Raw genomic sequence first — 5,995 nt, 5'->3', positions numbered from 1 at the left:
TGATGCATCATTCTTTTTGTAAAAAACATTCCACACTTTCTCTCCACTTTTTCTGGGTAAGGTCATTTTTCATTGCACCCTATATTGTCCATTCCATTAGCTTTACTACGCTCGTTACCTCACGCAGCATAATGGTCTGTTCTAGGCTGTTGGCTAGACTTTGCCTAAGTTGGATTTTCACCAACTGTATTCTAAACGCTTACTTGGCGCACCCATAACAAAAATGCCTGAAAAACGTTAATAATTATATACTATTATTAATAATTATTCAACCATATTTTAAGCTTACAATTTTGAGCTTAACTGACGCTTATGGATAGGGGCAACTCTATCACCCTGTGTTATGTTTATTTTCTAACGGACGCTGATTTTTGTATCGTAATTTCTTGCTATAAATTGGTTATATAAGAGCTGGCTTCTAAAATTTTATAACCCTAATTTGAATTAACAGACAGTAGAATCGAAAGATTATTACAAGGAGAAATCTACACAGATCGACCCTTTTGTGAATCTGCGTTTCTGCTTTCTTCAACTTGTTTTGCAAAAGATGTTTCCGGTTTCTGAAGTGGCTTAGCAATTTCACGCACAACGGCAATAACTGCTGTTAAAAACGTTTTTAACAATGCACCTAAAGCTCCACCAACTGCTTCCCTGCCATATATATGAGCTTGCTTTTCGTTACCGTCAGCAGTTTCCCCTGCCCTCCTTCTTGGATCCATCCTATGAGCAATCACCGAAAACAACACTCCCCTGATTGAAGACTTCACTTTTTCCTTTGCTTCGTGGACATCCCCATCTTTTGCTGTTTCATGTCCATGACTTAAGTGTTTAGCGTTCATTAGCTCCTTTTGTTGCTGGGCAAACATGCTACTTAATACTTCTTCTATCACTTGCTTTCTTCTCTTCTCTCTAACTCTTTTCATAGATTCTGATTTATCGCGAGTGTGTTTGGTAGTTTCAAATTCTGCATCAATATCTTCGGACGCAGCCTGACTATATAAAGTCTCTATGAGCCTGTCTATGCTTCGCTTTATTTGCATAGTCCTTTCGTAACTATCCGAATTATCAATTCCTTCGTCGATCTGATTTAGAATATCCTCAAAAACTTTCAAATAGTCTTGAACATACTGTATTATGTATTGCTTATCTTCCTCTTTGTGTTGTTCTTCTTGATTTTGCTGATTTTCATTTTCTAAACTTCTCTCTCTTTTATCATCGTTATTTTCTTCAATATTATCACCGTCTTCCTCGAAAAGGTTTTCGTCATTCATGATTTTTTTTAATTTAGTTAAAATTCTCACCAGTTATTATTGTATATGAAAAAATTAAATTAACATTAATGAAAAGCGTTTACAACTTCAGCACTATTTAAAACTACAGTAAAGCTGTTAAAAGTAACAGGATCATAATACCTCTCATACAATTCAACTGAACACCTAAGCCTTATCTTTTCCTTAGCATTAAAACTAATTTCATAATCATTATTAGAGTTTAGCATAGCAGAATTACGTAATAATTCATCAGCTAATACAGAGTCTAAAATTCCATTAATTTTTATCGTAATGTGTCTGCTTCCAGCACAATCGAGCACTTTCCTCCAGCCAAAAGAAGAAATATCTTTCACCTCTTCTCTGTTATTACGCAAAGTAAACCTTAGGTTTCTTATATTATTTAACACAATAAAATTATTGTCATGATCTTTAATTTTTAGCTGTAATTTGCTCATTATCACCTCCTTTTATTAAAATATCAAAATTAATTGTTGAATGTAAAATTTCATCGTGCTGATCCATAGCACAATTACTTTCTAAAATGGCCTCATTATTAAAACCTTCAATGCTCTTAAGTATCAAGTTAATATGCCTTATAATGGCAAACATACTGTCTATATGATAAGTATATATGTCGCATGAAAATCTTGCCTTTGTAGCAAAATTGGACAGCATATGCAGGTTATTATAATTCACTACACACAATCTCAGGTAAGGAATGGTGACCTGTTTAGGTAAGTAGTCATAAATGTTAGTAACATATTTCCTTAAATCAGAGTTTGCTTTTAGTGCTTCATAAATGCTACTGTACAACTCGTTTATAGCTTGAATTTTTTGCATAATTAACCCTCGAAAGATATATAGAAACTCGTCATCCCGCTGCTTGTTAGCGGGATCTATGTTAAGAGATACCGCGAATGAATCGCGGTATGACGATAAGGTTTATACCTCGTCATCCCGCTACTTGTTAGCGGGATCTATCCGTGACGGTATGACGTAGGACTGCTGTCATTCCGCTACGTGTTAGCGGCTGAGATACCGCGGCGGTATGACGATAAGGTTTATACCTCGTCATCCCGCTGCTTGTTAGCGAGATCTATCCGTAACGGTATGACGTAGTAGCCCAGTTTGAATGACCAGAAAGAGCTACAAAACAACCTTTGGTTCGCGAAATGGAGAATATACCTTCTTCACTTCAGATAAATGGCTACTTACCTCCGATTCACGATTTTTGTAAAGAGCAGAAACATGCCGCATAATACCTAGTTTTATCTGCTCAGGAACATTGTCATAACCAGCTTCGTATACAACATCAACTCTTATTGCATTCAAACAATTGAAAAACTCAACATAGCCCCCTACATCACTAAAATAATACTTAAGTGTACTCTTCTCTTGATTTTTAGACATCATTGCAGTAGCCAATACTATCTTACTCACAGGGCCATAGCTTAAATAGATCCTACGAGGTACATAATCTTCATATGAAACTTGCCATGTTTGTTTCACCAGTGACTTTTCCATATGCCATTCAGCGTAATCAGTTGCCATAAAAATTAGATCTGAAATCAACTTATCATCCTGGTCGTTCTCAATGCGTAAAAAAGATTTAACCTCTTCTAAAGTAACTGGAAAAGATTCAGGCTTAGATTTACGTTGCACAGATATTCTTGGTGAAGTAGATCTTATTGACATAATAACCCTCCTTTTTGATATAGCTAGAATAAGTAAGGTTTACCTCGTGACAGCGTGGGGCAAATCTTACTTACTTTAGCTATGCAGCTTGCATGCAACATTAAGTTAAATTGGCGCAGCAACAACTCTGAGTGCTTTATCGTATGAATATATTAAGAAGAGAACGTATTAAAGCTGTTTCTCCTTTTTTGTTGATAAAATTTGAACTTATAGCATATTCAACTAGGCTGGATTTTAGTAGATTGACATTTTGAGAATGAATATTATTGAAGGTGGAGTTTAACTCTTTAGCAAGCAGACTGCGAAATTTTTGCACACTGTCATATGCGATATTTTCAAGTTCATGTGCAAATTTATCTTGAGCTATAGTTGTTATATCTTCAATTTCCTTATTAAACTCCTCTAGCTTTTTTTCGTTATTTTTAAAATTTTTCGTAAAAGTTTTCATATCAATTAAACTCAACTATTATTATGATTATAATGACAATGAAAAACTACCGAAGTAAAAAATTCACACTACTGTGTAACTTACAAATACTTTTTACTACATTCCAGCGTCACGCGCTGGAATCTATAGCAAGTGTACAAATTAAATTTTACAAACACCGTTGTGCTGAATCTTGAATATTCACTTCTTTCAATTCAGTGGTAGGTTTTGGTTCAGCGATGGGTTTTGATATTGTGTATGTAATGCCACCAGCTATCAGTGCAGATACCACAGAAGCTGCAACTATTAATAGAGCAGACAATCCGGAAGCAATACTAAGAGCAGCACCTACTGCTAACATAGCTGCAAGGCTCGCATAGGCAACTTTTGGGGAAAATTGTCTTTTTCCTACTTTTTCTAGTGACACTTCATTTGTTTTAGTTTTGCCCAGTTCACCATCAAGTGGTGTGTTTTCATTCTCCAGACTTCTTATTTTTTGTGTTAGTGATTCATTCTCTTTATTGAATTCTTTCAACTTAGTCTCATGTCCAACTATGCAACTTTTTGATTCTGCTAGTTCCTTTTGCGCTTTTTCTAACAACACTTTTGTTTTAGAATGCTTATTTTCGTTTTCTTCTAATTCGCTATTAAGTGTTGTATTTTTACTTTCTAGATCTTGTATTTTTTGTTCTAGTGATTCATTCTCTTCATTGAGTTTCTCCAGTACTTCCAATTTAGTCTCATGTTCAGTGACACAATTTCTCAATTCTGTTAGTTCCTTTTGCGCTTTTTCTAATGGTACTTCGTTTTTTTTAGTTTTTGTTTTTTCTAATTCACCCTTAAGTGTTGTGTTTTCATTTTTTAGATTTTTTATTTCTTGTCTTAGTGATTCATTCTCTTCATTGAGTTTCTCCAGTGTGTCCAGCCTAGCTCCATGTCCAGTGATATAACTTTTCAATTCTGTTAGTTCCTTTTGCGCTTTTTCTAATGGTACTTCGTCTGTTTTAGTTTTTGTTTTTTCTAATTCACTATTAAGCGTTGTGTTTTTACTTTCTAGATCTTGTATTTTTTGTTTTAGCAATTCATTCTTTTTCTGCTCATCCTTTAGCTGAGTACGTAATTCTTTTAACTTAGCTTTTACGTTTTTCAACCTTTTCTGCTTTTTCTGGAGTTTCCGTTGCGTTGTGTGTTTTGGAATGAGAAAAGGTACTAGGTACAACCTCAGATGGCTGATCACACATACTGTTTAGTCTATCTATTAGGTCTTCATCCTTTATCAATGAGCGATCTGCTCCATGCTTTATCAAAAGCTTTGCTAATTTTTTATTGTCATTTGCAAGAGCATAATATAAGGGAGTATGCTCAACTTTATCTTGTGCATTAACATTTGCTCCACCTTCTACTAGATATTCTGCAATCTCTACACAACCATATGCAGCAGCATAATGTAAAGGGGTCAGTCCATCTTTATCCTGTACATCAACTTTTGCTCCACATTTTACCAAAAGTTCCACTGATTCTTTATTGTTATCTGCAATAGCCCAATGTAAATGGGTCACGCCATCTTTATCTTGTGCATTAATATCTTCTCCATTTTCTAATATAGATTGGCCTAAAGCTTCAGATTCATCTGCATCAAAATATATTCCACTATCGCCACTATTACTTTTATTTAAAAAGGTCTGTTCCCCATTATATGTAGTATACTGCTCTGGATGTTGACTGTGCAAGTCATTATGTTCTATGCGCTTCTGATTATTGGCAAGTCTTTGTTCTGCCTCTTGCAACTTTTGCGCCATAGCATCTCTTTCTCTTATAGCCTGTTCTTTTTCTAATGTATCATCTACTTTGTCTGTATTGTTTTCATTAACGATTGAGTTTGAAGAAGTCTGTTCATCCTCATCTTGTACATAGACTTTTTTGTTGTTTGGTGTAATTCTACTATTCTCTTCCTGATGTTTTGCACCCCATGCTTGTACTGCAGCAGTTACGTTATTTCCGTTCAAAGCTAAATTTCCTGGAGTTTTATTATTAGGCTGCAGTAAAGTGCCTTGTCTATAAGGTTGCCTTCTCGTAGCTCTTGTCTCAGCATAACGTTGTTCTCCTTCCTCTAACATTTTTATTATAGCCTTTTTACCTTCTACATCGCCGACAATATCCCTTGGAGTTCGGCCTTGACTATCTTTTAGTAAAGGATTTGCGTCATTATTCAATAAAAGCTGAACTATCTCTTGATGACCATGCAAAGCAGCAATGTGCAAAGCAGTTAGCTTAGACTTAGCTTCATCAAGTTCATATATTGGTTCATTAACTTTTGCTTCCTTTGCTAGTAGGAGTTTTACTATTGGTACACTGTTACATTCCACAGCAAGATGTACCAACATATAATTTACAATTTTGTCTGAATCTAATATACTGAACATCTTATCTATCTTCAAATTGTTATAAGTGCTATATACTATTGAGTCTGCATCTTTTAGCTTATTCCCTATTCTTTCAAGTAAATTATTCTCATTTAAACCTTCACTCTTGCTTAGAGGTTGTCCGGAAACAAGTAAAAGGCTATAATATCTGAAATTTTAGTACGGGGTAAAGATGAGAA

7 protein-coding genes are annotated in these 5,995 nt (G+C 34.9%); all 7 read right to left on the bottom strand.

Annotated elements, in window-relative coordinates; translation table 11 throughout:
- Positions 1-485 precede the first annotated feature (485 nt).
- The 7 genes from OZD62_RS02915 to OZD62_RS02885 all read right to left on the bottom strand — a co-directional run bounded on the left by OZD62_RS02915 (position 486) and on the right by OZD62_RS02885 (position 5,816).
- Positions 486-1,271, bottom strand: a complete 786-nt coding sequence (locus OZD62_RS02915) for a hypothetical protein (RefSeq protein ID WP_275019401.1) — start codon at positions 1,269-1,271, stop codon at positions 486-488.
- Positions 1,272-1,336: 65 nt separating this feature from the next.
- Positions 1,337-1,726: a phage tail tube protein gene (locus OZD62_RS02910; RefSeq protein WP_275019400.1), complete on the bottom strand. Its 390-nt coding sequence runs from the start codon at positions 1,724-1,726 to the stop codon at positions 1,337-1,339.
- The gene (locus OZD62_RS02905; RefSeq protein ID WP_275019399.1) at positions 1,701-2,111 is read right to left on the bottom strand and encodes a DUF3168 domain-containing protein; all 411 of its coding nucleotides are present in this window, start codon (positions 2,109-2,111) and stop codon (positions 1,701-1,703) included. Before OZD62_RS02905 ends, OZD62_RS02910 begins: the two co-directional genes overlap by 26 nt.
- Before the next feature lie 306 nt (positions 2,112-2,417).
- Entirely contained in the window at positions 2,418-2,966 is a 549-nt protein-coding gene (locus tag OZD62_RS02900; protein WP_095742630.1) for a head-tail connector protein, read from the bottom strand.
- Between the two features lie 136 nt (positions 2,967-3,102).
- Positions 3,103-3,414 carry an ECH_0659 family protein gene (locus OZD62_RS02895; RefSeq protein WP_015588824.1) on the bottom strand — a complete coding sequence of 104 codons (312 nt, stop codon included), beginning with the start codon at positions 3,412-3,414 and terminating at the stop codon, positions 3,103-3,105.
- Positions 3,415-3,562: 148 nt separating this feature from the next.
- Positions 3,563-4,543, bottom strand: a complete 981-nt coding sequence (locus OZD62_RS02890; protein WP_275019398.1) for a hypothetical protein — start codon at positions 4,541-4,543, stop codon at positions 3,563-3,565.
- Entirely contained in the window at positions 4,524-5,816 is a 1,293-nt protein-coding gene (locus OZD62_RS02885) for an ankyrin repeat domain-containing protein (RefSeq protein ID WP_275019397.1), read from the bottom strand. The genes OZD62_RS02890 and OZD62_RS02885 overlap by 20 nt, the downstream gene beginning before the upstream one ends.
- Positions 5,817-5,995: the final 179 nt, after the last annotated feature.

Origin of the sequence: Wolbachia endosymbiont of Drosophila seguyi, assembly GCF_028981765.1 — a bacterium.
Classification (GTDB): Bacteria; Pseudomonadota; Alphaproteobacteria; order Rickettsiales; family Anaplasmataceae; genus Wolbachia; species Wolbachia pipientis.
Note: the sequence above shows the minus strand (reverse complement) of the source record. Positions and strands in the feature narration are given on the sequence as shown.